At 66.4% G+C, this 22,464-nt stretch carries 29 protein-coding genes and 2 tRNA genes; 16 read left to right on the top strand and 15 right to left on the bottom strand.

All coding sequences use genetic code 11. The annotated features are described in order from the left end of the window. Positions 1–10: 10 nt before the first annotated feature. The gene (locus tag G391_RS0103090) at positions 11–409 is read left to right on the top strand and encodes a hypothetical protein (protein WP_029086211.1); all 399 of its coding nucleotides are present in this window, start codon (positions 11–13) and stop codon (positions 407–409) included. Between the two features lie 2 nt (positions 410–411). On the opposite strand, the gene G391_RS0103085 is transcribed toward G391_RS0103090, so the two are convergent. The 5 genes from G391_RS0103085 to G391_RS0103065 form a co-directional block, all read right to left on the bottom strand. Next, positions 412–1,197, bottom strand: coding sequence for an SDR family oxidoreductase (locus G391_RS0103085; protein ID WP_029086210.1), 786 nt, complete (start codon positions 1,195–1,197; stop codon positions 412–414). Further along, the gene (locus tag G391_RS0103080; RefSeq protein WP_029086209.1) at positions 1,191–1,487 is read right to left on the bottom strand and encodes a 4a-hydroxytetrahydrobiopterin dehydratase; all 297 of its coding nucleotides are present in this window, start codon (positions 1,485–1,487) and stop codon (positions 1,191–1,193) included. Before G391_RS0103080 ends, G391_RS0103085 begins: the two co-directional genes overlap by 7 nt. Before the next feature lie 91 nt (positions 1,488–1,578). Beyond that, positions 1,579–3,315, bottom strand: coding sequence for a RyR domain-containing protein (locus tag G391_RS15070; RefSeq protein ID WP_051257086.1), 1,737 nt, complete (start codon positions 3,313–3,315; stop codon positions 1,579–1,581). A gap of 92 nt (positions 3,316–3,407) precedes the next feature. After that, positions 3,408–3,484 (bottom strand) — tRNA-Arg (locus G391_RS0103070). Between the two features lie 42 nt (positions 3,485–3,526). Beyond that, entirely contained in the window at positions 3,527–4,510 is a 984-nt protein-coding gene (locus G391_RS0103065; RefSeq protein ID WP_029086208.1) for an ABC transporter ATP-binding protein, read from the bottom strand. A gap of 167 nt (positions 4,511–4,677) precedes the next feature. Between G391_RS0103065 and G391_RS13685 the strand changes: the two genes are divergently transcribed. The 3 genes from G391_RS13685 (at position 4,678) to gcrA (ending at position 6,127) form a co-directional block, all read left to right on the top strand. Then, complete coding sequence (locus G391_RS13685; protein ID WP_035303506.1) at positions 4,678–4,944, top strand: hypothetical protein; 267 nt, start codon at positions 4,678–4,680, stop codon at positions 4,942–4,944. A gap of 56 nt (positions 4,945–5,000) precedes the next feature. Further along, entirely contained in the window at positions 5,001–5,231 is a 231-nt protein-coding gene (locus tag G391_RS0103055) for a zinc-finger domain-containing protein (protein ID WP_029086207.1), read from the top strand. 389 nt (positions 5,232–5,620) lie between these two features. After that, on the top strand, positions 5,621–6,127 hold the full coding sequence (gcrA, locus tag G391_RS0103050) for a cell cycle sigma 70 cofactor GcrA (protein WP_029086206.1): 507 nt from the start codon (positions 5,621–5,623) through the stop codon (positions 6,125–6,127). A gap of 114 nt (positions 6,128–6,241) precedes the next feature. Here the strand turns inward: gcrA and G391_RS0103045 are convergent, their stop codons facing one another. The 5 genes from G391_RS0103045 to G391_RS0103025 form a co-directional block, all read right to left on the bottom strand. Continuing rightward, positions 6,242–6,892, bottom strand: coding sequence for a class I SAM-dependent methyltransferase (locus G391_RS0103045; protein WP_029086205.1), 651 nt, complete (start codon positions 6,890–6,892; stop codon positions 6,242–6,244). Between the two features lies 1 nt (position 6,893). Next, positions 6,894–7,337: a hypothetical protein gene (locus G391_RS0103040; protein WP_029086204.1), complete on the bottom strand. Its 444-nt coding sequence runs from the start codon at positions 7,335–7,337 to the stop codon at positions 6,894–6,896. 29 nt (positions 7,338–7,366) lie between these two features. Further along, on the bottom strand, positions 7,367–8,071 hold the full coding sequence (locus G391_RS13680; protein WP_051257085.1) for a type I pantothenate kinase: 705 nt from the start codon (positions 8,069–8,071) through the stop codon (positions 7,367–7,369). After that, complete coding sequence (gene rcdA, locus G391_RS0103030; protein ID WP_084169104.1) at positions 8,068–8,601, bottom strand: protease adaptor protein RcdA; 534 nt, start codon at positions 8,599–8,601, stop codon at positions 8,068–8,070. The genes G391_RS13680 and rcdA overlap by 4 nt, the downstream gene beginning before the upstream one ends. 85 nt (positions 8,602–8,686) lie before the next feature. After that, entirely contained in the window at positions 8,687–8,899 is a 213-nt protein-coding gene (locus G391_RS0103025; protein ID WP_029086202.1) for a DUF1192 family protein, read from the bottom strand. Between the two features lie 94 nt (positions 8,900–8,993). On the opposite strand from G391_RS0103025, the gene G391_RS0103020 reads away from it, so the two are divergent. From G391_RS0103020 to purD, 4 genes are all read left to right on the top strand, one after another. Then, positions 8,994–9,962, top strand: coding sequence for an NAD(P)H-quinone oxidoreductase (locus G391_RS0103020; protein ID WP_029086201.1), 969 nt, complete (start codon positions 8,994–8,996; stop codon positions 9,960–9,962). Between the two features lie 122 nt (positions 9,963–10,084). Further along, positions 10,085–10,276, top strand: coding sequence for a hypothetical protein (locus G391_RS0103015; protein WP_029086200.1), 192 nt, complete (start codon positions 10,085–10,087; stop codon positions 10,274–10,276). Between the two features lie 6 nt (positions 10,277–10,282). Further along, positions 10,283–10,420, top strand: a complete 138-nt coding sequence (locus G391_RS15550; protein WP_156893828.1) for a hypothetical protein — start codon at positions 10,283–10,285, stop codon at positions 10,418–10,420. Between the two features lie 40 nt (positions 10,421–10,460). Then, positions 10,461–11,744, top strand: a complete 1,284-nt coding sequence (purD, locus tag G391_RS0103005; RefSeq protein ID WP_029086199.1) for a phosphoribosylamine--glycine ligase — start codon at positions 10,461–10,463, stop codon at positions 11,742–11,744. Here purD and G391_RS0103000 read toward each other — a convergent pair. Further along, on the bottom strand, positions 11,741–12,421 hold the full coding sequence (locus G391_RS0103000) for a murein L,D-transpeptidase catalytic domain-containing protein (protein WP_029086198.1): 681 nt from the start codon (positions 12,419–12,421) through the stop codon (positions 11,741–11,743). The genes purD and G391_RS0103000 overlap by 4 nt on opposite strands. A 129-nt stretch (positions 12,422–12,550) precedes the next feature. Between G391_RS0103000 and G391_RS0102995 the strand changes: the two genes are divergently transcribed. The 3 genes from G391_RS0102995 (at position 12,551) to G391_RS0102985 (ending at position 14,534) form a co-directional block, all read left to right on the top strand. Then, positions 12,551–13,855 (top strand): metal-dependent hydrolase family protein, encoded by a 1,305-nt coding sequence (locus tag G391_RS0102995; RefSeq protein ID WP_029086197.1) that lies wholly within the window; start codon positions 12,551–12,553, stop codon positions 13,853–13,855. A 185-nt stretch (positions 13,856–14,040) separates the two neighbouring features. Beyond that, on the top strand, positions 14,041–14,379 hold the full coding sequence (locus G391_RS0102990) for a hypothetical protein (protein ID WP_029086196.1): 339 nt from the start codon (positions 14,041–14,043) through the stop codon (positions 14,377–14,379). Between the two features lie 69 nt (positions 14,380–14,448). Next, positions 14,449–14,534 (top strand) — tRNA-Leu (locus tag G391_RS0102985). 66 nt (positions 14,535–14,600) lie between these two features. Here the strand turns inward: G391_RS0102985 and G391_RS0102980 are convergent. Beyond that, positions 14,601–15,464, bottom strand: coding sequence for a tetratricopeptide repeat protein (locus G391_RS0102980; protein ID WP_029086195.1), 864 nt, complete (start codon positions 15,462–15,464; stop codon positions 14,601–14,603). A gap of 83 nt (positions 15,465–15,547) precedes the next feature. Here G391_RS0102980 and G391_RS0102975 point away from each other — a divergent pair, with 83 nt between their 5' ends. Together G391_RS0102975 and G391_RS0102970 are read left to right on the top strand one after the other, a co-directional pair. Continuing rightward, entirely contained in the window at positions 15,548–16,936 is a 1,389-nt protein-coding gene (locus tag G391_RS0102975) for a leucyl aminopeptidase family protein (RefSeq protein WP_029086194.1), read from the top strand. 40 nt (positions 16,937–16,976) lie between these two features. Beyond that, positions 16,977–17,723: a C40 family peptidase gene (locus G391_RS0102970; protein WP_035303502.1), complete on the top strand. Its 747-nt coding sequence runs from the start codon at positions 16,977–16,979 to the stop codon at positions 17,721–17,723. On the opposite strand, the gene G391_RS0102965 is transcribed toward G391_RS0102970, so the two are convergent. Further along, positions 17,720–19,183 carry a tetratricopeptide repeat-containing sulfotransferase family protein gene (locus tag G391_RS0102965; RefSeq protein WP_029086192.1) on the bottom strand — a complete coding sequence of 488 codons (1,464 nt, stop codon included), beginning with the start codon at positions 19,181–19,183 and terminating at the stop codon, positions 17,720–17,722. The two genes, G391_RS0102970 and G391_RS0102965, sit on opposite strands and share 4 nt — an antisense overlap. A 128-nt stretch (positions 19,184–19,311) precedes the next feature. After that, positions 19,312–19,998 carry a c-type cytochrome gene (locus G391_RS13675; protein ID WP_051257083.1) on the bottom strand — a complete coding sequence of 229 codons (687 nt, stop codon included), beginning with the start codon at positions 19,996–19,998 and terminating at the stop codon, positions 19,312–19,314. Between the two features lie 100 nt (positions 19,999–20,098). Here G391_RS13675 and G391_RS0102955 point away from each other — a divergent pair, with 100 nt between their 5' ends. The 3 genes from G391_RS0102955 to G391_RS0102945 are packed head-to-tail and all read left to right on the top strand — an operon-like array spanning position 20,099 to position 21,642. Then, on the top strand, positions 20,099–20,830 hold the full coding sequence (locus G391_RS0102955; RefSeq protein ID WP_281168398.1) for a 3-deoxy-manno-octulosonate cytidylyltransferase: 732 nt from the start codon (positions 20,099–20,101) through the stop codon (positions 20,828–20,830). Continuing rightward, on the top strand, positions 20,827–21,222 hold the full coding sequence (gene apaG, locus G391_RS0102950; protein ID WP_029086190.1) for a Co2+/Mg2+ efflux protein ApaG: 396 nt from the start codon (positions 20,827–20,829) through the stop codon (positions 21,220–21,222). The genes G391_RS0102955 and apaG overlap by 4 nt, the downstream gene beginning before the upstream one ends. Continuing rightward, positions 21,223–21,642, top strand: coding sequence for a hypothetical protein (locus G391_RS0102945; protein ID WP_029086189.1), 420 nt, complete (start codon positions 21,223–21,225; stop codon positions 21,640–21,642). Here G391_RS0102945 and G391_RS0102940 read toward each other — a convergent pair. Then, on the bottom strand, positions 21,639–22,463 hold the full coding sequence (locus tag G391_RS0102940) for an NAD(P)H-binding protein (protein ID WP_245572023.1): 825 nt from the start codon (positions 22,461–22,463) through the stop codon (positions 21,639–21,641). The genes G391_RS0102945 and G391_RS0102940 overlap by 4 nt on opposite strands. Between the last annotated feature and the right edge of the window lies 1 nt (position 22,464).

The raw sequence follows: 22,464 nt of genomic DNA, 5'->3' as shown, positions 1-22,464 counted from the left end.
TGATGGTGGGATGAAACGCCGCGACCTTCTTTCGTTCGGACTGATCCTGGCCGCCGCCCCGACGGTGGCACAGGCCAGCGGGCCGTCGGGGGGCTCGACGTCCCAGGCCCGATTTACGACGTTGGGGGTGTTGACCGCGACCCTGGTACGTTCGGGGGGGCGTCGTGGCGTGCTGACCGTTGAGGCCGGGATCGATGTCGAGAACGAGGCCCTGCGGGCCAGCGTCGCTCAGTCTGTCCCCCGGCTTCGCGCCGCCTTCAGCCAGGTTGTGCGGACGTTTGGGGCGGCCATGCTCCCCGGCGAAGTGCCCGATGCCGACCGGCTTGCGCGCGACCTTCAGGCGGCCACCAATGAGACGCTCGGTCGCCAGGGTGCCCGTCTGCTGATCGGTACCATCCTGACGCGCTAGGCCTATTGGGCCAGAAGCCCGCCGTCGATCTTGATTTCAGAGCCGGTGATGAACTTGGATTCGTCTGACGCCAGATAGAGGGCCGCATAGGCCACATCGTCAGGCTCTCCGATGCGGCGCAAGGGGATGCCTCGCATCAAACGCTCGTGGGCCTTGGCCTCGTCGCCCCCCGCCATCTTCACGTAGGGATCCAGAATGGCAGTCTTGATGAAGACCGGGTGGATCGAGTTGCAGCGCACGTCCCAGCCATGTTTGGCGGCCTCCAGCGCGATGGTCTTGGTATACATCCATACCGCCGCCTTGGTGGCGTTATAGGCCCCCATGCCGGGCGCGGCGGCGAGGCCGGCCACCGAGGATATATTGATGATCGAAGCCGGAGCCGCCGCCCGCAGATGGGGCATGGCGTACTTGCAGCCCAGCATGACGCTTTCCTGATTGATCGCCTGCATCTTGCGCCAGTGATCCAGGCTGTCGTCTTCCAGCCAGCGCAGGTCGCCACCGATGCCGGCATTGTTCACCAGGACCGACAGGCGGCCCATGTCGGCGGTGGCTCGATCCACGACCTCGGCCCACTGGACCTCGTCGGTCACATCATGGCCGTAGCCGAAGGCCTGGCCCGGGTGGGCAGCATTGATGGCGTCGGCGACGGCACGGGCCCCCGGCGCATTGATGTCCGTGACCGCCACACGGGCTCCCTCACGGGCGAGCATCCAGGCGATGGCCTCACCGAGGCCCTGAGCCCCGCCGGTGATCAGGGCCGCCTTGCCGGCGACGCGCCCGCTCACGATTCGGCTCCGAAGACCGTGTCCATGAAGCGGGCCATGTGGAGATCCAGGCCTGTGACCCCATCGGCGTCATGGGTGGTCAGCAGGACGTCAACGCGGTTGTAGACGTTGGACCATTCCGGGTGGTGATCCATCTTGTCGGCCAGCAAGGCCACGCGGGCCATGAAGCCGAAGGCGGCATTGAAGTCCGCAAAAACGAAGGTACGGGTGATCGCCTCGCGCGGGTCGTTGGCCCGCTGCCACTGCGGCAGGTCCGCCAATACCGCGTCTGCGTCGATGCGCTTTCGATCCATGCCCGCCTCCCGTCCAGAGGCGTTGGGGTAACGCGCCTGATCCAGCCCTGCAAGGTCGGGGAAACGCGCATTTCATCGGGGGGGGGCGCGACTAGAGCCGGGAGTTCCGGCGAGGCCAGGCCACGCGGAAGGCATCGATGACGCCGTCCCGGTCCTTCTGGCGGGTCGGTTCGTCCAGATACTGCCAGCCGACCAAGCCGGGATGCAGCTTCTGAACATCGTCGCGCGCACCGGGCCGCCATCCGTTGAGCAGTCTCTCGGCACACCAACGGTCGTGTTCGATCTCAGCCAGACGCTCAAGCAGGTCGCGGTCGTCACGGGGGTCGGTCCCGAACGCCTCTGCGTCCGCCAATTTGACTGGAATATGCGAAGCAGCAGCCCGATTGGCCGACCATAGAGATTCCGCCAGGATCGCCCAGCGCGAACCTGACGCCTCTGATCCCAGTTCGATGTAGCCTTCCTTGCCGCGGCTTTCATACGCGCCGTGCAATCTCTGGGCGCGCAGATCCACCTCCGGGAGAATCGCCTGGGCCAGGCCGGCCGAGAACCCCGACACCGCCGTATGCACACCTGGCAGGGTATCTCCCAGGTCTTCGTCGCCTGAGACAATGACCATGGGGCCCGGGGTCATGCGTGAGGCCATCAGAGCTGCCGCGCAGGCAAGGCCAACGTCGCTTTCGACGACCCAGGCATCAGCATCGGCAGTCTCGCTCAGAAAGCCCCCGATTGAGGCGGAACGAGAAAACAGAATGCGAAAAGGTGGGCCGTCATAAATGGCTGACAGGTCTTCAAGCGCGCCGGGAGCCATGCGGGTCCAGCGATCCTCGACCTCTCCCGACGGGTCCCAAAGGGTCACGCACGGCGGTGGACGCCCGACCCGCCACCCGAGGGAAATCGCCTGGCGAACCATAGCCTGGGAGAACGGTCCTGAACCGACCGCAGCCACATGCAGGCCCTTGTCGCGGTCCCAAAGTCTGAGCGCCTCATTGGCAGATCGGGCGGCGGCGGCAGCCAGGGAGAAGGGGCGCGGCGTGGGGCCGATCATCGGTCTTTGCGCCGCCGACTGGCGCATCATCTCCAGCACGTCCTCGTCCTCGATCTGAACGTGCAGATCGGCAGCGTCCGTATCGAGCAAGGCCCCGGCCCGGCGCGCCAGGGACAGGTTGTGGGTGACGTTCTCGCCAACCACCACAACGCGTCGTGCCCGCTTGAGGCCCGCCTTGCGGGCGGCGACCGTCAGATCGTCGCGCAACACCAGCACCCCCAGCTGATTGAGGTCTTCAGTCTGGGCCTCGGCAATCGACGGGTCGATCAGGACCACGGCGGCTTTCTCGGCGTGAGCAGCCTCTGCGGCATGGACGGCTTCCACGCCCTCACCAATGACGACCACGTGGTCGGCACCGTTCCATTGCATCAGAACCTCGGCCAAGGCGTCTCCAACCCGACGCGCGATCAGGAAGACGATCCCCAGCAGCGGGATAGCGGCCCCGAAGTAACGGGACAGGTCCAGCGTCCAGTGGACGTTGTCGCCCGCGACATCACCCTGGGGAGTCAGAAGCCAGAGCGACAGATAGGGATAGTCCGTGCTGCGCTGGGCACAGAAGTCGACGCAGGCGACCCCGCCCGACAATCGGGTCCATTCGCCCCAACCGATGATGCCGAACACCAGCCACAACAGGATCAGCGCGACGAGCAGCACTGTGCGTCGGGTCTGGGAGCGGGGGTGACCCCAGCGCAACATCTGAGCAGCCAGCCAGGCGGTCGAGTTGCCCTCGCCGAGGCCGGAGCCGCGCTCGGGTTTCTTGGGCTGGGCCGCGTCGGTGCTCATCGGATCCCCTGGTTCGACGACCCGAGAGGGGCAAGCCGGGCCGGTCCTGTCAAGCGCGGCGGGCGATGGTCAGGTCGGCGTGTCGAGAGAAATGGCGCACCCGACACGATTCGAACGTGTGACCTTTGCCTTCGGAGGGCAACGCTCTATCCAGCTGAGCTACGGGTGCGTGGGCGCATGCGCGCGGAGCGGCTGCTTACAGGAAGCGGGCTCAGGCCACAACAGCATCGTCGCGGGTGGGATCGACCTGGCTGGTGTCGCCATAGGTCAGTGCCACGAACACATCCTCCAGATCGGGGTCTTCCGTGGCGATGTCCTTGATACGCACCCCGGCGGCACGGACGGCGACCAGCACCTGTTCGACGCTGGACTGGCCGGTCTTGTAGGCGACGACGAAACTGTCGCCGCGCGGGGTCACATCAAAGCCGGCGATCTCGGGCACGGCGGTGAGCGGCGCTTCGGGCGTGACGACGACGTTGCGGGTGTCCAGCCGGCGCAGCAGCTGGGCTGTCGGCTCGCAGGCCACCACCTCGCCGTGGTTGACGATGGCGATGGTGTCGCACAGCTCCTGGGCCTCTTCGAGATAGTGGGTCGTCAGCAGGATGGTGACGCCGCGGTCGCTGAGTTCGCGTACATAGGCCCAGAGCTGGCGGCGCAGCTCGACATCGACGCCGGCGGTCGGTTCGTCGAGGATCAGCACCGGCGGATTGTGGACCAGGGCCTTTGCGACCATCAGGCGGCGCTTCATGCCACCGGACAGGGCGCGCACATAGGCATTGGCCTTGTCGGCCAGCCCCAGGGCGGCGAGCAGTTCGTCTGAGCGCCGCTCGGCGGGGGGCACGCCGTAATAGCCCGCCTGAACCTCCAGCGATTCACGCGGGGTGAAAAAGACGTCCGCGGTGACTTCCTGGGCGACGACACCGAGTGCCGCCCGTGCGCCACGCGGGTCCGTGTCGATATCGCGGCCCCAGACGTAGGCCTGTCCGCCGGTCTTGTTCACCACCCCGGCCAGAATGTTGATCAGGGTCGACTTTCCCGCGCCGTTCGGGCCGAGCAGGCCGAAGATCGAACCGCGCGGAACCACCAGATCAATGCCCTTGAGCGCCGTTTTGGGTGGAGCCTTCTTGGACCCGGCATAGGTCTTGGTGAGGCCGCGAACCTCGATGGCGTTGTCAGGCAGGAGGGGGTCGGACATGGGCGCTTTCGGATGGGGGGCTGCCGACTAGGTAGGGCCGAAAGGGCGGTTCGCCAAGGCAAGTCGAGACAAACTTGCGCGACCTTTGGGAAAGGGTCCTTGACTTGATGTGCTGCAATGTCTAGGACACTTTACATTCTGATTGGGTTCCTTGACGGAGAAGAACCATGACCCGGACGAAGATCGTCGGCGTTGCCGCTGTGACGGCCCTGATCCTTGGCTATGGCGGGATGTTCGCGGCCATCGCCCTGGCCGGCTTTGACCTGATAGGGCCGAAGATGGCGGTCGTCGTCGCCATCGGTCTGGGCCTGGTCGGTGAAGTCGGTCTGTGGGTCGCGGCGGCCACCCTGGGCTGGACGGTCTTCGCCAAGCGCAAGGCTATTCTCAACCGCCTGATGGGCCGCAGGGCGGTACCGACCGAAGAGGCGGTTTGACGCGATTGGGGCGGCGCGCCTAGACAGGGCGCGTCAACCCTGCCGGATCCCGACCCATGCCGCCGCGCCACTCGCCGACCTATTCGCCCAAGCCTGAAGAGATCAAGGTGACGACCGCGCGCGTCTCGTGTGATGGCGGCGGTGGGGCGCTGGGGCACCCGCTGGTCTATTTCGATGTCGGCGATGACGGCACGGTCGAGTGCGGTTACTGCGACCGTCGCTTTGTCTATGGCAAGAAGGGCTCGGGCTATCACGACCCGGCCCCGCGCCCCGAGGGTGACCACTAGGGCTCCGAGGTGTCAGTCAGATAAGGACTGACAAACTGACATTTCGTTCCCAGAGGATCTGCGCCGCGGCGCTCCGCTGAGGGTGGACGCCTGAATCTGCAATCACCCTAGCGGACCTCGACGCTACGGCCGCGCTGCGGGTTTTAGATCCGAGATCGTGCGCAAAATCAGATGTCTGGTGTCGGCCTGGGCGGAAATCCCGGTTCCGGGGTGATCTGCTGTGGCGATGACGCAGTGAGTCCAGCGAGCAACGCTATATCTAGATTCTGTGGATACGCAGGCGCCAGATGTTGCGTCCGTTAATGAAAGATTTACGATAGATTGTGTGGCGACGGCGTCCGAGGGGCGTCTTCCTACAAGATGTTGAATCAATTCTGCGGAGTGGCGCAATGGGCTGGACCGACGAGCGGGTCGCCGATCTGAAAAAGCTGTGGCTGGATGGCCTGTCAGCGAGCCAGATCGCCAAACAACTGGGCGGCGTGACCCGCAATGCCGTGATCGGCAAGGTGCACCGCCTGGGCCTGTCGGGCCGTGCGGCCCCGTCGCAACCCTCGCGTCCGGCCTTCCGGGCTGCCCGTCCGCGCCCGACCCAGGCGCCGAGCGCGCCACGGCGCATTGATCCGGCCCCGCGCCCGGTGGTAGCGGCCCAGCCGACCCCGCCGGCTCCGCGCCCGGCGGTGCTGGACCTGCCGGGCACGGCCACGGTCCTGACCCTGGGGGCTCATATGTGCAAATGGCCGATCGGTGATCCGTCGTCAGACGAGTTCAGCTTCTGCGGGCGCCGCTCCGACGAAGGCCATCCCTACTGTGTGGAACATTCGCGCGTGGCCTATCAGCCGGCCCAGAAGAAGAACGGCGGCAAGGAACTGGCCCGCTCGCTGCGCCGCTACATCTGATCTCAGAGACGGTCGAGGTCGACAGGCCTCGACAGTGATCGCGCTCCGGTTCGCAGGATCGGGACGCGCGAGCGGGGCCGTGGTTGCAGTCCGGGTTGACGCGGCCCCCTCGTCCTATTCCGCCAGGGCGTAGACGCCGCTGCGCTTGACGGCCTGGTCCTCAAGTTCGCGCGTCGTCGGAACCTCATATTCCGCGAGTTGCACGAGCCGTCCTGTGGGGAAATAGCTCCGGCGCGGATCCCCGATCAGCACGGTCGACCCCTGATGGCGCGCCTGGCCCAGCCAGGCGATGACCCGCTCGGCCATCGGGCGTTCGTAAAAGACATCGCCGGCGCAGATCACATCGAACGCCGGAGGGGCATCCTCCAGCAGATCCTGGTCGGTGAAGTCGAGCGCCACGGTATTGGCTTCAGCATTGAGGCGAACCGCCGCCTCGCAGAAGGGGTCAATATCGGCGCACTGGACATAGGCGGCGCCTGCTTTCATGGCGGCGATCCCGACCAGGCCGGAGCCGGCAGCCAGATCCAACACGCGCTTGCCGCGGACGCGCTCAGGGTGATCCAGAACATAGCGCGCCAGCGCCTGGCCTCCCGCCCAGGCGAAGGCCCAGAACGGCGGTGGCACACCCATCTCGCCCAGCTCCTCCTCGGTCAGCCGCCAGATCGGGGTGACCTCATCGGCCAGCCACAGGGAGATCTCCGGCGCATGGCTGACCGGCTGCAGACGGGTCTGTCCCAGAATAAAGGCGGCGGGGTCGGCCAGCATGTCAGGCTGCTCCAAAGCGTTGAACCAGAAACCGGCTCCACCCTTTCTGGGTCCGGCTTTCGACGGCGAAATCGAAGCCGGGCTGACCGTCATCACGCGGCCAGGCGATCATGCGTCCAGTTCCGGCGGGAAACCTGGCCACAAAGGCGATGGCCTGGTCATGGACGTCCGAGCCATCGGCCAGACGACCCTCTGAGCGCCGACCATCGTTGGTGAAGGAATAGAAGCCGAGCGACCCGTCGTCGGTCGGCCCGTAGAAGGCGATCTCGACATAGTCCTTGCCCGGCAGGGTCCAGGCGGCAGTGAGCCTGACCCAACCCTTGCCCCAGGGTTCGTAAGTACGGCTGACCGAGACGGCCTGGCCGTTGTGCTCGCCGGTGTGCGACCAGCTGCCGATCAGGGGTTTGAGCGGTCCCAGCAGGCCGCGCCCGAACTTGAATGACATCCAAATGCTCCGGCCAATCCGCGAGAGCGTTACGCCGGTTTGGAGGCCGGAGCCAGTAAGCGGATGGCGTGGCGCTCATCCTTGTGCAGGACAAGGTCGGCTCGGGACCGCGTCGGCAGGATATGGTCGTTCAGATTAGGGCCGTTGATCCGGTCCCAAATATCCCCGGCCAGAGCTTCGGGATCGCCGCCGACCTCTGCGAGACGGTCGGCCAGGCGCGGTGCATCCCACCTTTCGAGGTCCATGAACCGCTCAATGTACCAGGTGATCAGGTCGTCCTCGTCAACGTCGAGGAAAAGCCCAAGGTCCACGGGCTCGACCCCCGCCTGAAGGGCGATCAGGCCCTCGATCAGAACCACGTCCGGCCGGGCGAAACTACGCTCGGCACCGACATCGTAGGTTTCGTGCGAATAGGTCGGAACCCTCAAGGGCGAGGCACCGGATGTCAGCTGTTCCAGAAAGCCGGTCAGTCGCCCTGCATCATGGCTTTCGGGAAACCCCTTGCGATCCATGAGCCCGCGACGGTCCAGTTCGGCGTTGGGAAACAGGAAGCCATCGGTGCCGACAACCTCAACCGTCAGGCCGTCCTTGCGCAGGCGACTGGCCAGGGCCTTGGCGATCGTGCTCTTGCCGGAGGCGACACCGCCTGCCAGCCCCACGACGAACGGGCGATCCAAGGAAACGACGCGGCGCTGACGGACCTCTGCCGACAGGCGATCGAGCCAGACGCTCACCCGCCGAAGGCGGCCTTCAGGCGATCCAGCTGCGTCTGGACGGCGTTGGTGGGCTCGACCTCGGGCGCGTCAACGAACATCCGGCGATCCAGATAAACCACCCGTTCCAGCAGCTTCTCGGCCTTGACCATCAGTTCAACCAGCGCGATCGGCAGCTCGGCATGGGTCGGCTGGTCGGCGGGGGCGCGAAGTTTGAGCCGATACCGGCTGTCACAGGCCTGATCAGGCGACATGTCGCCTTCCCGTACGGCGCGCTGGACCAGCAGCCAGGAGGCGGCCTGCATGAGGCGCGTCGTCAGGGCCATGCTCTCAGCGGCATAGGCCAGGGCCGCGGCCCGGCTCAGCAGCTTGGCTTCACGGCGCCCCTCACCGTCCAGATAGTCCGCCGTTTCCTCAACAAGCGCCATTCCGTCCTGGAAGGTCCGCTCGAACAGTTCCGACTGGGCAAAGTCGGCGACCTGACGCGCGCGGGCCACCGCGGCGTGTGTCGGGTCGGGGATCGAAGCGTCGGACGCTGCGAACTGGGACATTAGGGCTCCGTCAAATACGCGCGGCGCAACTGGCACCGTGGTCGAGGCGTTGCAACCCCTATGCCACGTTGAAAGCCGCCCGAGGTCAAGTCTGCGTCTTTCCGAAGGAAAAGAGAGCGTCGGCGTCTGATTTTTTCTGGAGTTTGGCCTTGGCGGCGGCCTCGGTGCGCTGGATCTCGGCCTTGAGGATCTCTACCCGCTCGCTCAAGTCCGTCACCGAGTGGCCATCGAGGTCCTCGCGGACCAGATCCCGCAACGCATCCCCTCGGATCGGGCGGGGTTCGAGGTCGTCGATCATGCCAGGGCCCTCCTACCAACAGCGCGAACCCGCTATGGAACGCTTCTGGCCTCTGAATGGCAAGCCCGGAGCAGCTTTTATGACCGCAACAACTATGCGCGCCATCGTCGTGGCGAACGGGCGAGGTGGCCCTGAATCCCTTGAAATCAAAGATATAACGTGCCCAGAACCGGGTGCGGGACAGGTGCTAGTGCGGGTCCGGGCCGCCGGAGTCAATCGGCCGGATCTGTTGCAGCGGATGGGAGCCTATCCGCCGCCGCCGGGGGCTCCCGACACCCTGGGGCTGGAAGTTGCCGGCGAGATCGTGACCCTGGGGGTGGACGTGGCGCGCTGGGCGGTCGGGGATCGGGTCTGTGCCCTGTTGGGCGGCGGCGGCTATGCCGAATATGCCGTCGTCGATGCCGGATCGCTGCTGCCTGTGCCGGAAGGGATCGAATTCACCCAGGCGGCGGCCCTGCCCGAGACGGTCTTCACCGTCTGGGCTAATGTGTTCGAGATCGGGGCGCTGAAGCCGGGCGAGACGCTGGCCGTTCACGGGGCGACCTCAGGGATCGGCACGACGGCCATCCAGATGGCCCGTGCGTTCGGTGCGAAGGTGGTCGGGACGTCACGCGGACCGGCCAAGACCGAGGCGACGCGGACGCTCGGCGTCGACCTGGCGCTGGATTCGACCGCTCCAGACTTTGCCGCTCGCCTGGCTGACGCCTGCCCGGACGTCATTCTCGACATGGTGGGCGGGGCCTTTCTCAAGACCAATCTCGAAGCTCTGAATCTCGGGGGACGGCTGGTCATCATCGCCTTTCAGGGCGGGGCTACGGGCGAGGCGGACCTGGCGCGGGTCATGCGCAACCGACTGACCATCACCGGATCGACCCTGCGGGCGCGACCTGTCGACGAAAAGGCAAGACTGGCGCGCGCGGTGGAACAGACGGTCTGGCCCTGGCTCACCGATGGGCGGCTGCGGCCGGTCATTGAAGCCGAGTTGCCGCTGGATCAAGCCGGCGAGGCTCATCGACGGCTGGAGACCGGGACGGTCACGGGCAAGGTTGTGCTTGTGCCCTGATGCGGGTCGGACAATGGGCCGCACGCAGCGGCGGCGGATATAACACCACAATCTGGATGGATCGGTCATGCTAGACGTGACCTCGCCGGGGTCACCGGTGTGTTCAGCGTGGAGTGCGTGTGGTGTCGCAACACAATATTGTCGGGTCCGAAGCCTTTGGACGGCGACCCCACGTCTATATTCGGACCCTGCGCCGGGGGGCCTATCATCGGCGCCGTGGACGGCTGATTGCCGCCTTTGTCGCGGGCGTCGTGGTCGCGATTGCCGGGCTGGCCGCGCTCGGGCTAGGCTGGGGCACCCAGATCGGAGGCTGAGCCCCCATGAGCGACGACCTCGAGCCCGAAGACGCAGCCGCAGATGATCGCATCGAGCGCGAGGGCTTCAATCCACTTCTCGCGGTAGGGCTGATCGTTCTCCTGGGCATCGCCGCCTATATCGCGTTCGCGGTCATCGCCTGAACGACTTGACCCCGGAGCAGGCGCGGGTCATGGGCCGGGCATGATTTTTCTTCTGGTTGGATCAGGCGGGCGCGAGCACGCCTTGGCGTGGAAACTTGCTCAGTCGCCGCTGACCGAGCGGTTGGTGATTGCGCCGGGCAACCCGGGCATGGCCCCTCTGGGTGATCTGAGAGACATCAAGGCCACCGATGTAGAGGGCCTGGTTGCCCTGGCGCGCGAAATCCAGGCGGATCTGGTGGTCGTGGGGCCTGAAGCCGCGCTGGAAGCAGGTCTGGCGGACCGACTGGCCCAGTACGACATCCCGTGCTTTGGGGCCTCGAAGCGGGCGGCACGGCTCGAAACCTCCAAGGCCTTTACCAAGCAGTTCTGCGACCGGCACGAAATCCCGACCGCCGGCTACGGGGTCTACGAGACAGCCGCAGAGGCCCGGCAGGCCCTGTCGGTGTTCAAACCGCCCTATGTGATCAAGGCGGATGGACTGGCGGCCGGCAAGGGTGTGGTGATTTCGCCCGATGCGCGTGACGCCGGCCACGAGATCGATGCCATGCTGGGCGGACGTTTCGGTCAGGCCGGTGCCCGGGTCGTCATCGAAGAGTTCATGGAGGGCGAGGAAGCCTCGCTGTTCGCCCTGTCGGACGGAACCCGGTCGGTCCTGTTCGGCGGGGCCCAGGACCACAAGCGGGCCTTTGACGGGGATCATGGCCCCAATACCGGCGGCATGGGGACCTATTCACCGGCCCCGGTATTCACGCCCGAACTGGTCGAGGCGGCTGAGGCGCGGATCATTCGCCCGACGATCGCGGGCATGGCGGCGGAGGGCACCCCCTATCGCGGCGTTCTCTATGCCGGCCTGATGGCCACCGACCAGGGCCCGCGTCTGGTCGAGTTCAATGCTCGCTTCGGCGACCCCGAATGCCAGGTGCTGATGATGCGGCTAAAGAGCGATCTGGCTCCGTATCTGTTGGCTTGCGCTCAAGGCGACCTGGGGCGGCTACCGCCTCCAGAGTTCCATGCCGATACGGTGATCTGTGTGGTCATGGCCGCCAAGGGTTATCCCGATAGCCCGCTGTCCGGCTCGATCATCCGGGGCGCGGAACAGGATTTCGGCCCCGATGTTCAGGTTTTCCACGCGGGGACCGCGCGCGACAAGGGAGGTCGCCTGACGGCGGCGGGCGGTCGTGTGCTCAATGTCTGTGCCCGCGGTGCAGACGTGACGCAGGCGCGCGAGCGGGCCTATGGGGCGATCCGCAAGATCGACTGGCCAGGCGGTTTCTACCGGTCAGATATCGGTTGGCGGGCGCTGGAGCGGGACGAAACCGCTTAAATCGAGCGCGCGGCGTACAGAAGCCGGCCCTCATCCATGCGGGGGCGCAGGAAGTCAAGGGTCGCAAAGCTGGTCGCGAAACAGCCGAAGCTGCGGCCCAGCTTGCCCTCGCGGGCCAGCCATTCCGGCTCACAATAGTCGGCCGCATGGACAATGATGGCGCGTTCGCGCGCGGCGTTGTTGGTGTCCTCCAGCCCGTCCAGCAGGACGTTCTGGCCGTGCCGCACGCCCCAGCCCATGCCCGATGTCCGATAGACGCCGAGTGACGAGGCGTTGGAATCGACGATGTTCGAAAACCCGTGGGCATAGCCGGAATGGAACGGGTCCGAGCCCACGCCGTGGGCGGTGTGGAACATCCGCGCCTCCCCGGAAATCACATCCAGTTCGTACAGGCGGGGCTCGGCAGAATGTTGAGTAAAATTAACGATATAGATCCGGTCTCGGTTCGGAATCGACCAGGCATGACGATCCAGGGCGGCCAGGGCCTGTTCGCGCAGGTCGCGCGGAACCAGACCGCGCGGATCCAGAGGCGGAGCCGCCGTGCGCTGAACCGGCGTGGCCGGTGCCCAGGCCTGCTGAGCCGGGGCCGGGGCTTCGGCCATCTGAGCGTTGGATGCACAGCCGGTAACGACAACACCGGCCCCCGCGACCAAAAGGCCGCGCCTGGATAGCAACATGGAGATACCCCCGAGCACGCAGAACTAGATTGAAAGTTATCTGCAAACCTGGGGCCAGGATCAAGTCGCTTCCCGTGCGACGAGTCAGCGCGGTAGAGTGAGCAAGACTCATTGGGGGGGAGTAACCAGATGAAATCATGGCTTGTCGCGGCGGCGGTCGCGTTTCTCGGACTGACGCCGGCAGCGGCACAGGTTGAGCCGGCGCAAGACGCCCTGACCTTTGTTCAGGCGGGGCGCTTGCTGGCGGATCCCGCGACGGGTCGGGTGGCGACCGACCAAACGGTCGTCATTCAGAATGGCCGCGTCGTTCGCATTGAGAATGGCTTCGTTGGTGAGGGTCAGGGCCGGGTTGTCGATCTGAGGGATGATTTCGTCCTGCCGGGCCTGATCGACAGCCATGTGCACCTGTTGGGCCAGCAGGGCCCGACCAACCGGATCGATGCGGTGACTATGACCCGTTCTGCCCAGGCGCTGGAGGGGGCCTACTATGCGCGGGTGACGCTGGAGGCGGGCTTCACCACTGTCGCCAATCTGGGGGCCAACTCAGAAGCTATCTTCGCCCTGAGAGACGCGGTAGCGCGCGGGCGCGTGCCGGGGCCACGGATTATTGCGTCGGGGGCCGGGATCAGCGTCCATGGTGGCCACGGTGACAGCCACGGTTATCGCCCCGAGGTCCTCGAAATCCTGCGCTCTGAGGCCGTGTGCTCAGGGGCCGACGATTGCCGGCGGGCCGTGCGCGAGCAGATCCGCCTGGGGGCCGACGTCATCAAGATCACAGCCACCGGGGGCGTCTTGTCCAATACGGCGGCGGGCCTGGGCCAGCAGTTTTCGAATGCGGAGCTGGAGGCCATCGTTGAGGCCGCCCACAGCATGGGTCGGCGGGTCACCGCCCATGCCCACGGAGCCGACGGGATTACGGCCTTCTTGCGCGCCGGGGGCGATTCCATCGAGCACGGCACCTATCTGGATGATGAGGGCATCCGGTTGATGCGTCAGAACCGGGCCTGGTTGGTCCCGACCCTTCTGGCAGGAGATTTCGTCGCCCGTATTGCTTCGGGACCGAACAACTTCCTCTCTCCGGCCCAGACGGCCAAAGCCCTGGAGGCCGGACCGTTGATGCTTGATATGTGCCGCCGCGCCCATCAGGCCGGGGTGCAGATCGCTTTCGGCACGGACAGCGGCGTTTCGGCCCACGGCGACAATGCCCAGGAGTTCGCGCTTCTGGTCCAGTGCGGCATGACCCCGCTGGAGGCCATTCAGGCAGCGACTGTGCGGGCCGCTGACCATTTGCAAGTCGCAGACGAGGTGGGGGCCTTGCGTCCCGGCATGGCGGGGGATCTGATTGCCGTCTCCGGCGACCCCCTGACCGATGTGACCGAACTGGAGCGCGTGACCTTCGTCATGCGTCTGGGTCGGATCTATCGCGCGCGTTGAGAGCAAGAGTACTCATACCGTTCAATTGGTTGAGAGTATCCAGCTGACGCCGGATCAAGTCCTTACGATCGGCACTCCGATGGAGATCCTCGCGGGCGCAAGCGGGCCTCCAAGTCAGTAATCGTCAATTGCTCTGTCACGGGCCTAGAGGTCCTATGGCGGTCTGAAAACCTTGGGAGGGGCCGATGATTGGACTGGAACTGGCGCTGGTCGCGGCATTGCTGAGCGATGACCGTCCCTATGAACAGTGGGACGTCCCGTGCCCTGATCGAGCGCGGGGCGTGGTGACCTACGAAGGCGGGGCAGCCGGTATGGACTGGACGGCCACGCCGCAATCCAGCTCGGTCCAGTCGGCGTCTATTGAGACGATGGGGGGTAATCAGGTTCTGGTCTGCCACTATCAGATGTTCGGCCATGACTACTGGATCTGGATGCGGCCCCCGCTTCAGGTGCCCTATTGCGTCGTCGGTGATCCGGCGGGTCGGGCAATGTTCATCTGCAACAACGGTGGCCGACGTAGCTAATTCGAGGGCCACGTGTCGGGGTGATTGACCGCCCGGCGCAACGCCCTATGTTGCGCGGCCTTCCCTCCGGCCCCGGTGGCGAAATGGTAGACGCGGCAGACTCAAAATCTGCTGGCCGAAAGGTCGTGTTGGTTCGAGTCCGACCCGGGGCACCATCCTTTGTTTCCCGGCAGGTCCGCTGACGCGGACGCCTCCAACGGGGCGGAGCGGTTGCTGGGGGCTCAGCCTGCCCGCAGGGCATCCCAGTTGCGGGTATTGGCCGGGGCCGCGGGGGCCGAGACGCTTGAGGCCTGGCGAAGCCAGGTCAGGTTCTGCTCGACCAGCTCAGGCGGCAGCTCGCGGCGCAGGATCTGCTCGGCCTCGGCCGCGCGGCCTTGCAAACCGATCATCAGGGCCAGATTCAACCGCATCTGAGGCGTGGAGCCCGGCAGGGCAACGGCCCGGCGCAACAGGGCCTCGGCGTCGGCGGTCTGGCCATCGGCGGCCATAGCCAAGGCCATATTGGTCAGGACCGATGGATTGTCCGGGGACAGGGCCAGGGCCTCAGCCCAGGCCTGACGCGCCTCATCGCGACGATGGATCTGGTCCAACGCCACACCCAGGAGTGACACGGCTTCCCAGTCGCGGGCGTCCATGGATCGGGCCTGCTCCAGGGGAGCGATGGCGTAGAAGGCCTGGCCCTCCGAAATCTTGGCGCGTGCCAGTTGCATCAAGGCGCGCCGGTCGTTCGGCGCGATCAACAGGGCCTGATGGGCGCTGTCGGCGGCTTCTGAATAGCGGCGGAGTTCACGCTGGGCCTGTGACAGGTTGAGATAAGCCTCGACGTCCTCAGGCGCGATCGACACCTCGGCGGCCCAGAAAACCGCCCGCGACAGGGGATCCAGTCGGGCCGCGCGGGCGCGGTCCTCGGCGCTGGCGACTCGTCGGTTGGAAGTGGTCGAGGGCGTGGCGGTTTGGGTCGCCGGGGCGGGCGTGGCGGCGGCCTCGCGGTCGCGTCCGAACGGCCAGATCTGGGCCTGAACCGGCAGGGCGGACGCGAGCGTCACGGCAGCAATGGTTGCGAAGGCGAGGGTCTTGGGCGACATGACAGACGGTTCCCGGTCGGCCTGGATGCCAAGAGTCTCATCCTGCGCCGGTCAAGGATTGGTTAACCCGCGAAAGGCCCAACATGCCGGATGTCCTGATCGAACGGTCCGAAGCCGCGACCCCGCTTCATCTCATTTCAGAGGCGGGGTTCGAAGGGGTGGTCGACACCGGGCTCAAGGCCCTGGGTGAAGGCCAGGGGTTCAAGGGCCAGGCGGGTCAGATCCTGTTTCAGACGGGCGACGACGGCGATGTTCGCGGGGTCTGGGCCGGCACAGGCAAGGGGTCGGCCGATCCGCTGATATCCCGGTCCCTGGCGGCGCGGCTGCCCAAGGGCGACTATCAGCTGAAGGAGCCACCCGAGGGTCTGGATACGCTGATGTTCGCGCATGGTTGGGCGGAAGGTGGCTATCTGTTTGACCGCTACAAGACCCGGCCCGAGCGGGGCCGCGCCCGGCTGGTGGTCGGCAAGGGCAAGGCGGTGGATGAGATCCGCGCCATTGCCGCCGCCAGTCTTCTGGCACGCGAAATGGTCGACACGCCCGCCGGCGATATGGGACCGCTGCAGATCGAGACGATTGCCCGCGAGATTGCCGAGGCCCACGGGGCCTCCGTTACGGTGACGCTCGGCGACGCCCTGCTCGAAGAGAACTATCCGGCCATTCACGCGGTCGGCCGCGCCGCCACCCCGGAGCGTGCACCGCGTCTGATCGAGATCGGCTGGAACCTCGACCAGACCGACCTGCCGCTGGTCGCTCTGGTCGGCAAGGGCGTGGTCTTTGATTCCGGAGGCCTGGACATCAAGGGCGCGGCGGGTATGCGCCATATGAAAAAGGACATGGGCGGCTCGGCCCACGCTCTGGCGCTGGGGCGGCTGGTCATGCAGGCGGGGCTCAAGGTCCGGCTGGTGGTGCTGGTTGCGGCGGTGGAGAACGCCATCTCGGGCGATGCCTTCCGACCCGGCGATATTCTTCGCTCGCGCAAAGGCCTGACTATCGAGATCGGCAATACGGACGCCGAGGGCCGGGTGATCCTGTCGGATGCGCTGGCCAGGGCCGGCGAGCATTTGCCGGATCTGACGGTGGACTTCGCCACCCTGACCGGCGCGGCGCGGGTGGCTCTGGGCCCGGAGCTGCCGCCCTATTACACCGACGACGAAGCGTTGGCCGACGAGATCCGCGCCGCTGCGGCGGATCGTCACGATCCGGTCTGGCGCATGCCGCTGTGGCCCGGCTATCGCGAGGCGGTTAGCGCCGAGATCGCCGATGTCCGCAATGATGCGGCGGAATGGTCCCTGGCCGGTTCTGTGACGGCGGCCCTGTTCCTGCAACGGTTTGCGCCCGAGACGGGCAGCTGGGTCCACCTGGACATCTTCGCCTGGAACAATCGTGCGCGACCAGGTTGGCCGATGGGAGGCGCCGCCCAGGGGCTGCGCACCCTGTTCAAGGTTCTGTCGGATCGCTACGGGCGTTAACTCGGCTTTTTCGTCTTTGCGCCTATCGGACGGCGTGACCATGTTCCCCGACCTTGATCCGCGCTTCTTGCTGGCCCGGTCCGACCTGGCCGAACTAGCCCTGGAGGGGCTGGTCGTGGCGGAACGCTATGCGCCGACACGGGCGCTGCGTTGTGTGTTGGGGTTCGCGCCGATCCGTGATGAGGCGGGCGAACAGGTCGGCGAGATTCTATTCGGCGAGGTGTTCGACGTTCTGGAGGATCGCGAGGCGCTGTCGTGGGGACGGGCGCGTCGCGACGGAACCGTCGGATATGTCGATTCGGATCTTCTCGAGACGGCCAGCGCCCCGGCCACGCGCCGCGTGGCCACGACGGAGGCCGCCCTGCCCCTGAACGCGCTCGTGACGGACGCCGACGAGGTGGAGCCCGAGCACCTGACGGATTTTCTGACCTTCGACACTGATCTGGCCAGCGCCGCCGAACGTTTGCTGGGCGCGCCCTACCATCGGCGCGGACGGTCTCGCGCAGGCGTGGATTGCGGCGGACTCGTCCAGCAGGCGTTGTTGGCCTGCGGCAAGGCTGGTCCTCGCCCCTCAGACCTTCAGGCCCGCCTGGGAGACGCGGCGACCGAGGCGCGGCGCGGTGACCTACTGGTCTGGATCGGAAACCACGCGGGCATAGCCGTGGACGACACCCGTCTCATCCATGCCTGTCCGCAGGCGGGCCGCGTTCTGATCGAGGCGATCCAGGAGGTCGATGCGCGTTGGCGCGCGCTCGGTGCCGGAGCGCCGGTCATCCGCCGCCTCTAGGCCAGTCCTGGTTCCACGCCGGCCTTCAGGCCGCCCGTTGTCAGGTCGACGCTCTCAGCTTCCAGCGCCCCAATCAGGCCGCCCAGGTACGGCCGATAGGCCTCAGCTCGATCATTCATCACGCGAACGGGGCTTCGGGCGCTGACCGTTGAGAAGGTGGCGATCGGTCGCGGAGACTTCGACGGCGATTCACAGGCCGCATCCCAGTCCAGACCGCAGGCGGCGACGATACGCCGGGCCTCGGCCGCGAAGTCCTCGGCGAGGGTCTCGTACTGGACCTCGATCATCCGCCCGGGCAGGGCTCTGGCCCAATGGGCCGCCAACCGAGCGGTCAGCCCATAGGCCCGGCCCAGGTCCGCCAGGTCATGGACAAAGGCCCAGTCGCGGCTGAACTCCTGACGATAGAGGGACAGGCAGGTCTCCACCGGATCTCGGCGCATCAGGATGATCGGCGCATCCGGGAACAGGCGGGTGATCAGTCCGACAGATTCCAGATTGCGCGGCATCTTGTCGGTAACGTGGTCGCGACCGCCGAGATCGCCCAGGCCTTCAAGATAGGCCCGTGCCCAGGCCGCATCGGGCGCGGCGTCTGAACGCGCTAGCCATGCCTCAAGAAGGCCGGGCAGGATGACCCGCTCACCCGCACCGAACACGCGCGTGTGGCTGGCCAGCATGGCCTCCACCAGGGTGGTGCCGGATCGCGCCATGCCGACGACAAAGATCGGGCGCGGCGAGCCACCGGGCGGCTGTGCCGGGGCAAGGGGAAGGGCCACGATGCGGCGCGCCCGATCCACCGCCGTGGCATGGTCGTAGGCGCGCCCCTCCAGGCGGTCACGTTCGCGCGACAAGACGTGGGCCAGGCCATAGGCGGTGAAGGCGGCTTCGACCTTGCCGTCGGCGTCCAGCGCGTGGGCGCGGGCGAAGGCAGCGGGAATACGGCGATCCAGCGGCGCGCGAGGATCCTCAGTGATGCGCGATAGGTGCGCCGTCTCGGCCTCGGTCAGCCGTCCACCGGTCAGGCGGGAGAGCAGGGTGAAGGCCGGCGCGTGATCGGGATTGCGTTCCAGAGCAGCCCGGCACGCGGCCTCAGCCTCGGCGAAGCGCCCAAGGTAGGTGAGCAGGGTCGCCTGATCAGACAGGGCTCCGACGTGGTCGGGATCCAGGGCCAGGGCTTGCTCCAGCTCGACCCTTGCCGCCTCATAGTCCAGGGCGTGGAGCAACAGGCCGCCGAGGGCGGCGTGGTTGGCGGCGCTCTCAGGCTCCAGCGCCTGAACACGCTCAAAGGCCTTCACCGCCTGGGTGTGCCGTCCCATTTCGAACAGGGCGCGAGCCGCCTCGCGCCAGGCAAGGGGCTGATCCGGGCGCCGGCTGATCCAGGCGCGCGCGGCGTGTTCAAGACCAGGCCAGTTGCGCCGATCCCGCGCGAAATCGCAGGCCAGGCCGCCGCGGCGATCCTGCAACGCGTGAAGATTCGGCGTCAGGGACGGATCCAGCCGCGCCGCCTCGACCAGGGCGGCCTCAGCCTCGTTCCAGCGTCCGTCCGCCGCGAGCGCCTCGCCCCGTCGGGCCAGGTCGTGGGGGTCTGACGTCAGTTGGTCGCGCCGGGCTCGGTCGCCTGCACGTCCGAGACGGCAGCCGGATCAGCGGCCGTGGTGTCGTCACCGGCTGCGGCCTCAGCCACGGCCGCGTCGCCCTCAGCCGCAGCCGCGGCACCAGGTTGGCGGGCCGGATCGGGTGCGGGGATCGGATAGTTGGTCGAACCCTGGCTGCGCAGGTAGGCGATCAGATTGATTCGCTCTTCGGTGTTGCGAAGCCCGCCAAAGGTCATCGCGGTGCCGGAAACATAGCGGCCCGGGTTGGTGATGAACTGATCCAACTCGTCATAGCCCCACGTTGGAGCCTCAGCGGCGTGGGCCTGCATGGCCGCCGAATAGCTGAAGCCGGCCGCGTGGGTAACGCGGTTACCGACGATTCCGAACAGATTCGGGCCAGTGCCGTTGGCACCGCCCTGATTGATGGTGTGACAGGTTGCACAGCGCGCAAAGGCCTGCTCGCCCGCAGCCAGATCAGCCGCCGGCAGTACCGTGCCCCAATCCGGCGGCAACTCGGCCTCGGCGGCCCCGCCGCCGGCCTCGGCGACCTCAACATGATAACCCATCTTTTCAGGGGCTTCCTGGTGATAGACCCCGTCCGCAATGGTGTTGACGACGAGAATCGTGAAGACCGTCGCCAAGCCTGCGCCCGCGATCTTGTTGAACTGGAGGTCGCCGCTCATGCCTTGAAGCCGCCTTGCCCTTGCTCTGGTTGCGTCGGCTCTCTTACACCGTATGGCCAAGGGCGCAACCAGCCCGGCGTCGAAACTGGAGTCGAAAGGCGTGTCTTCCGCCATTGTCATCCTTCCCGCCCGCATGGCGGCACAACGATTGCCGGGTAAGCCGCTGGCCGATATCGGCGGCATTCCGATGATCGTGCGGGCCCAGCGCCAGGCCGAAGCAGCCGACATCGGACCGGTCGTCGTTGCCGCCGGAGATCCCGAAATCGTCGACGTTGTTCGGGCGATGGGCGGCGAAGCCATCTTGACCGATCCAGCCTTGCCGTCCGGCTCTGATCGCGTGCGTGCAGCCCTGGACGAGGTCGATCCAGTTGGACGGTTTGATTCGGTGATCAATCTTCAGGGCGACATGCCGTTTGTGGACCCGGCGACCGTCGGGGCGGTCGCGCGTCTGATGGCCGAAGAACCGGCTTGCGACATCGGAACGGCGGTCGCCACCGAAGCCTCGACAGCGGACAGATCCAACCCGGATGTGGTCAAGGCCATCCTGACGTTGACGGCAGCCGATCGAGGCAGGGCCCTCTATTTTACGCGCTCGACCCTGTACGGCGACGGGCCGGTCTGGCGTCATATCGGCATCTATGGCTATCGCCGGGCGGCTCTGGAGCGGTTCTGCGCCGCCCCGCCGTCTCCGCTGGAGCGCCGCGAGAAGCTGGAACAGCTTCGGGCGCTGGAGCTTGGTCTTTCGATCTGGGCCTCGGTGGTCGACGAGGCCCCGATTTCGGTGGACAATCCCGAAGATCTGGAAGCTGCCAGGGCAAGGGCGGGCCAATGAGAGGCTATCAGGCCGAAACACAGGGCGTGGTCGTGCGGGTGACGCCGACCTTCCTGTCTCAGCAGTCTGACCCATCCCAGGGGCGGTGGGTCTGGGCCTATGCGGTCGAAATCGAGAACCAGCGCGAAGAAGAGATTCAACTTCTGACCCGCCACTGGATCATTACCGATGCGCTCGGTCGCGTGGATGAGGTCAAGGGGCCCGGTGTCATCGGCGAGCAGCCGGTGATCCGGCCCGGCCAGACCCACAGCTATACATCGGGCTGTCCGTTGAACACCTCGTCGGGGGTTATGGTCGGCAGCTATGGCATGGTCGATGCCAATGGAGAGGTCCTGGCGGTCAAAATCCCGGCCTTTTCGCTGGACAGTGATCGTCCCGGAGCCCTGAACTAGGTGGCCGACCCCGCCGAAGCGCGAGGGTGTGGCGAGTGCGGCATGTGCTGCAAGCTGTTGTCCGCCCCCTCTCTCAACAAGCCGCCGCGCAAATGGTGCGTGCATTTTCGCCGGCGTAGCGGTTGCGACGTCTATGCGGACCGGCCCGCCGAATGCCGGGGGTTCAACTGCGGCTGGCTGCTGACGCCGTCGTTGCCGGATGACTGGCGACCGGACCGGGCCGGTTTTCTGCTGCATCAGGACGAGGGCCGGATCATCGTCGAGGTCGACCCGTCCACGCCCCAGGCCTGGAAGAAGGCCCCGTTCGAGCAGACCCTGCGCGGCTGGGCGGCGGCGGGCACCGAGGTCGTGGTGCTGGTGGCGGACAAGGGCTTGCGGCTCGGCACGCCGGACCAGTCGGTCAAGGCGCGGCGGACCTAGAAGCGCGGGCGGAAATCCCGTGGCGACCAGCCGAGATCGGTGCGGGCGTCGGTGCCGTCGAAGACCAGATCCCGATCCATCCGTTCGCCCATTTGCGCTGTCGCGTCGGGCAGGAGCGGCGAAGCGAGGAACAGGCCGGCTTTCCAGATCAGCGGTGGCAGGCTGACGATGCGCACGGGTCGGTCCAGCCCTTCGAAAATACGCGCGCACATCTGGCGGTAGGTCAGGGTTTCGCCGCCGGGCAGGGCATAGGTCTTGCCGACCGACGCAGATGTCGTCAGGGCGGCCACAGCGGCGTCGGCCAGATCGTCGGCATGGACGGGTTGACGTCGACCCTCGCCCCGTCCCGAGATCGGCAGGACGCGGAGCCGTCGCGCGATGGTGGCGAGCCGGCTGACGTTGCCGTCGTGTCCTTCGGCGTAGATCATCGTCGGCCTGAGGATCGTCCAGTCAATGCCACTGTCGTGTACCGCCGTCTCGCCGCGGGCCAGATCAGTGACTACGCCCTGCTCATAGGCGCTGGCGGAGCCCGCCTTGGTCACGATGCTGGTCGAGGAGAAGGCGATCAGCCGCCGCATGCCGTTGGTCTGCAAGGCCGCCATGACCTCCGGCAACAGCCAGATCGGTGACAGAGACAGGACTGTGGGTGCGACAGGCAGGGCGGCGCGGCCCTCCGGCGTCTTCACATCGGCCTGTAGCCAGCCCGCCTCTTGCCGTCGTGACACCGGCGTGTGGACGATCCCCGCCGCTCTCAGCCGGGGCAGGACGAACCGGCCGACCAGACTGGTCGCGCCGAGCACGAGGATCGGGGTATCTGTCACG

It is taken from the genome of Brevundimonas aveniformis DSM 17977 (genome assembly GCF_000428765.1).
Lineage (GTDB): Bacteria > Pseudomonadota > Alphaproteobacteria > Caulobacterales > Caulobacteraceae > Brevundimonas > Brevundimonas aveniformis.
The sequence above is the reverse complement of the archived record's forward strand: the minus strand, read 5'-3'. Positions and strand labels throughout refer to the sequence as shown.

Excerpts from the sequence above, each read along its gene's own strand:
- G391_RS0103090 (WP_029086211.1), top strand. The coding sequence starts at position 11 with ATGAAACGCCGCGACCTTCTTTCGTTCGGACTGATCCTGGCCGCCGCC.
- G391_RS0103080 (WP_029086209.1), bottom strand. The coding sequence starts at position 1,487 with ATGGATCGAAAGCGCATCGACGCAGACGCGGTATTGGCGGACCTGCCG.
- G391_RS15070 (WP_051257086.1), bottom strand. The coding sequence starts at position 3,315 with ATGAGCACCGACGCGGCCCAGCCCAAGAAACCCGAGCGCGGCTCCGGC.
- G391_RS0103065 (WP_029086208.1), bottom strand. The coding sequence starts at position 4,510 with ATGTCCGACCCCCTCCTGCCTGACAACGCCATCGAGGTTCGCGGCCTC.
- G391_RS13685 (WP_035303506.1), top strand. The coding sequence starts at position 4,678 with ATGACCCGGACGAAGATCGTCGGCGTTGCCGCTGTGACGGCCCTGATC.
- G391_RS0103055 (WP_029086207.1), top strand. The coding sequence starts at position 5,001 with ATGCCGCCGCGCCACTCGCCGACCTATTCGCCCAAGCCTGAAGAGATC.
- gcrA (WP_029086206.1), top strand. The coding sequence starts at position 5,621 with ATGGGCTGGACCGACGAGCGGGTCGCCGATCTGAAAAAGCTGTGGCTG.
- G391_RS0103045 (WP_029086205.1), bottom strand. The coding sequence starts at position 6,892 with ATGCTGGCCGACCCCGCCGCCTTTATTCTGGGACAGACCCGTCTGCAG.
- G391_RS0103040 (WP_029086204.1), bottom strand. The coding sequence starts at position 7,337 with ATGTCATTCAAGTTCGGGCGCGGCCTGCTGGGACCGCTCAAACCCCTG.
- rcdA (WP_084169104.1), bottom strand. The coding sequence starts at position 8,601 with ATGTCCCAGTTCGCAGCGTCCGACGCTTCGATCCCCGACCCGACACAC.
- G391_RS0103025 (WP_029086202.1), bottom strand. The coding sequence starts at position 8,899 with ATGATCGACGACCTCGAACCCCGCCCGATCCGAGGGGATGCGTTGCGG.
- G391_RS0103020 (WP_029086201.1), top strand. The coding sequence starts at position 8,994 with ATGCGCGCCATCGTCGTGGCGAACGGGCGAGGTGGCCCTGAATCCCTT.
- G391_RS15550 (WP_156893828.1), top strand. The coding sequence starts at position 10,283 with ATGAGCGACGACCTCGAGCCCGAAGACGCAGCCGCAGATGATCGCATC.
- purD (WP_029086199.1), top strand. The coding sequence starts at position 10,461 with ATGATTTTTCTTCTGGTTGGATCAGGCGGGCGCGAGCACGCCTTGGCG.
- G391_RS0103000 (WP_029086198.1), bottom strand. The coding sequence starts at position 12,421 with ATGTTGCTATCCAGGCGCGGCCTTTTGGTCGCGGGGGCCGGTGTTGTC.
- G391_RS0102995 (WP_029086197.1), top strand. The coding sequence starts at position 12,551 with ATGAAATCATGGCTTGTCGCGGCGGCGGTCGCGTTTCTCGGACTGACG.
- G391_RS0102990 (WP_029086196.1), top strand. The coding sequence starts at position 14,041 with ATGATTGGACTGGAACTGGCGCTGGTCGCGGCATTGCTGAGCGATGAC.
- G391_RS0102980 (WP_029086195.1), bottom strand. The coding sequence starts at position 15,464 with ATGTCGCCCAAGACCCTCGCCTTCGCAACCATTGCTGCCGTGACGCTC.
- G391_RS0102975 (WP_029086194.1), top strand. The coding sequence starts at position 15,548 with ATGCCGGATGTCCTGATCGAACGGTCCGAAGCCGCGACCCCGCTTCAT.
- G391_RS0102970 (WP_035303502.1), top strand. The coding sequence starts at position 16,977 with ATGTTCCCCGACCTTGATCCGCGCTTCTTGCTGGCCCGGTCCGACCTG.
- G391_RS13675 (WP_051257083.1), bottom strand. The coding sequence starts at position 19,998 with ATGAGCGGCGACCTCCAGTTCAACAAGATCGCGGGCGCAGGCTTGGCG.
- apaG (WP_029086190.1), top strand. The coding sequence starts at position 20,827 with ATGAGAGGCTATCAGGCCGAAACACAGGGCGTGGTCGTGCGGGTGACG.